This window comes from Streptomyces sp. SID3212, from assembly GCF_009865405.1.
GTDB lineage: Bacteria > Actinomycetota > Actinomycetes > Streptomycetales > Streptomycetaceae > Streptomyces.
Genome location: NZ_WWJY01001255.1, coordinates 1 through 2,428, shown reverse-complemented (window position 1 = coordinate 2,428; position 2,428 = coordinate 1). Strand labels below are relative to the sequence as shown.

The 2,428-nt window shown below is 69.5% G+C and carries 3 protein-coding genes; all 3 read right to left on the bottom strand.

Annotated elements, in window-relative coordinates:
- On the bottom strand, window positions 1-337 hold a 337-nt coding region (locus tag GT042_RS37745; RefSeq protein WP_161313178.1), incomplete at its 3' end, for a hypothetical protein.
- 92 nt (window positions 338-429) lie between these two features.
- Complete coding sequence (locus GT042_RS37740; RefSeq protein WP_161313177.1) at window positions 430-1,641, bottom strand: pyridoxal phosphate-dependent aminotransferase; 1,212 nt, start codon at window positions 1,639-1,641, stop codon at window positions 430-432.
- Between the two features lie 124 nt (window positions 1,642-1,765).
- On the bottom strand, window positions 1,766-2,428 hold a 663-nt coding region (locus GT042_RS37735; RefSeq protein WP_161313176.1), incomplete at its 5' end, for a polysaccharide deacetylase family protein.

Genomic DNA, 2,428 nt, shown 5'->3' with positions numbered 1-2,428 from the left:
AGGCCGCGACCACCAGGGCGCGGCCCGCGAGAGCGAGCGCGCGGGCGTGCAGCTCGGCGCGGTCGGTGTCCGCGAGATGCGCCGGGGAATCGGCGTCCGCGTCGTCCGCCGTACGGGTCGCGGCGGGGGACAGTCGCACGGGCGCCGCACCCCGCAGCCGCTCTATCTGCCGCGCGATGCTCCCACCCGCCTCGTCCAGCCCCAGCTCGTCGGTCACGGCGAGCAGCGCCGCGAGGTGGCCGGCCAGCTGGATGTCCAGCTCTTCCTCCCGGCTGCGGTGGGGGAAGTCGGCGTCGGCCATCGTGTGGACCGACTTGGCGCGGATCGGTTCGTACATGAGATGGCCTCCTGGCGGCGTCAGGAAACCATCCTACATTGGAACCGGTCTAAAGTTGAGCCCCGTCGGGATCGGAGGGAGAGGACTCCGGGCTACGGCTGCGAGTAGCCGTCCAGGAAGTTACCGATGCGCGTTACCGCGTCCGTCAGGTCCTGGGTGGTCGGGAGGGTCACGATGCGGAAATGGTCCGGTTCCGGCCAGTTGAAGCCTGTGCCGTGGACCACCATGATCTTTTCGGCGCGGAGGAGGTCCAGGACCATCTCCCGGTCGTCCTTGATCTTGTAGACCTTCGGGTCCAGCCGCGGGAAGAGATACAGCGCGCCCTTCGGCTTCACGCACGTCACGCCCGGGATCTGGGTGAGAAGGTCGTACGCCGTGTCCCGCTGTTCCAGGATCCGGCCGCCCGGCAGGACCAGGTCCTGGATCGACTGCCGGCCGCCGAGCGCCGTCGCCACCGCGTGCTGCGACGGCATGTTGGCGCAGAGCCGCATGTTGGCCAGGATCGTCAGGCCCTCGATGTACGACGTGGCGTGCGCCTTGGGGCCGCACACCGCCATCCAGCCGGAGCGGAAACCGGCGACGCGGTAGTTCTTCGACAGCCCGTTGAAGGTGAGAGTGAGCAGGTCGGGCGCGATCGCCGCCGTCGGGGTGTGCGTGGCGCCGTCGTACAGGATCCGGTCGTAGATCTCGTCCGAGCACACGATCAGGTTGTGCCGGCGGGCGATCTCGGCCAGCGACGCCAGCATCTCGTCCCCGTACACCGCACCCGTCGGGTTGTTCGGGTTGATGATCACGATCGCCTTCGTGCGGTCGGTGATCTTGCGCTCGATGTCGGTGAGGTCCGGCATCCATTCGGCCTGCTCGTCGCACCGGTAGTGCACGGCCGTGCCCCCGGCGAGCGACACGCTCGCCGTCCACAGCGGATAGTCCGGCGCCGGTACGAGCACCTCGTCGCCGTCGTCCAGCAGCGCCTGCATCGACATCTGGATCAGCTCGGAGACGCCGTTGCCGAGGTAGATGTCCTCGACGTCCAGCTCGATGCCCTTGGTCTGGTAGTGCTGCATCACCGCGCGCCGCGCGGACAGCAGGCCCTTCGCGTCGCCGTAGCCGTGCGCGTCCCCGAGGTTGCGGAGCATGTCCTCCAGGATCTCGGGCGGGCACTCGAAGCCGAACGCCGCCGGATTCCCCGTGTTGAGCTTGAGGATGCGGTGACCCGCCGCCTCCAGCCGCGTCGCCTCCTCCAGGACCGGGCCCCGGATCTCGTAACAGACATTGGCGAGCTTCGTCGACTGGATCACCTGCATGTCCGCCACCTTACGGCCGGGTGACGAGGGCCGCGTCGTGTTTTTGCCCACGTTGCTCCGTACTGATGACGTGCTTCGTACTGATGACGGGGGGCTCGTTCGCGCGCTCACGGTGTCGGCGCACTCAGCGGACCGGGAAGCCGAAGCCGTATCCGTGGTGGCGCAGCCACGGCAGCAGCTTCCTGAGCGCCGCCGCCGTCTGGGAACGGTCGCCGCCGCCGTCGTGGAAGAGGATCGTCGGGCCGTTGTCCAGCTCGTGCCGCACCGCGTGCAGGATCGCGCGGACGCCGGGCTCCTCGTAGTCCTTCGTGTCCACGTTCCAGCCCAGCGGGCGCATGCCCGCCGACGCGGCGATCTGCCTGCTGTACGGGGTGAACGCGCCGCCCGGCGCCCGGTAGTACAGCGGTTCGACACCTCCGGACGCCCGGGTGATCTGCGCGGCAGCCGTCAGGATCTGGCGCTTCTGGTAGCGCTTCGAGCGGTGGTCCATCGCGGTGTTGTGCGTGACGGTGTGGTCGCACAGCCGGTGGCCGTCGGCGACCACCCGCCTGACCAGGCCGGGGTGGGCGGCGGCCTGCGGGCCGATCATGCAGAAGGTCGCCCGGACCCCGTTGTCCCGGAGGATCTTGAGGATCCTCGGGGTCCAGGTGGGGTCGGGGCCGTCGTCGATGGTGATGTTGACGGCCCGGCGGCTGCCGCCCTCGACCGCGTGGGCGATGTCCATGCTCACGCGGGGTGGCGGGAGCTTCGGGTCGGGGGAGGAGGTCTGGCCGGGTGGGGTGGGGGG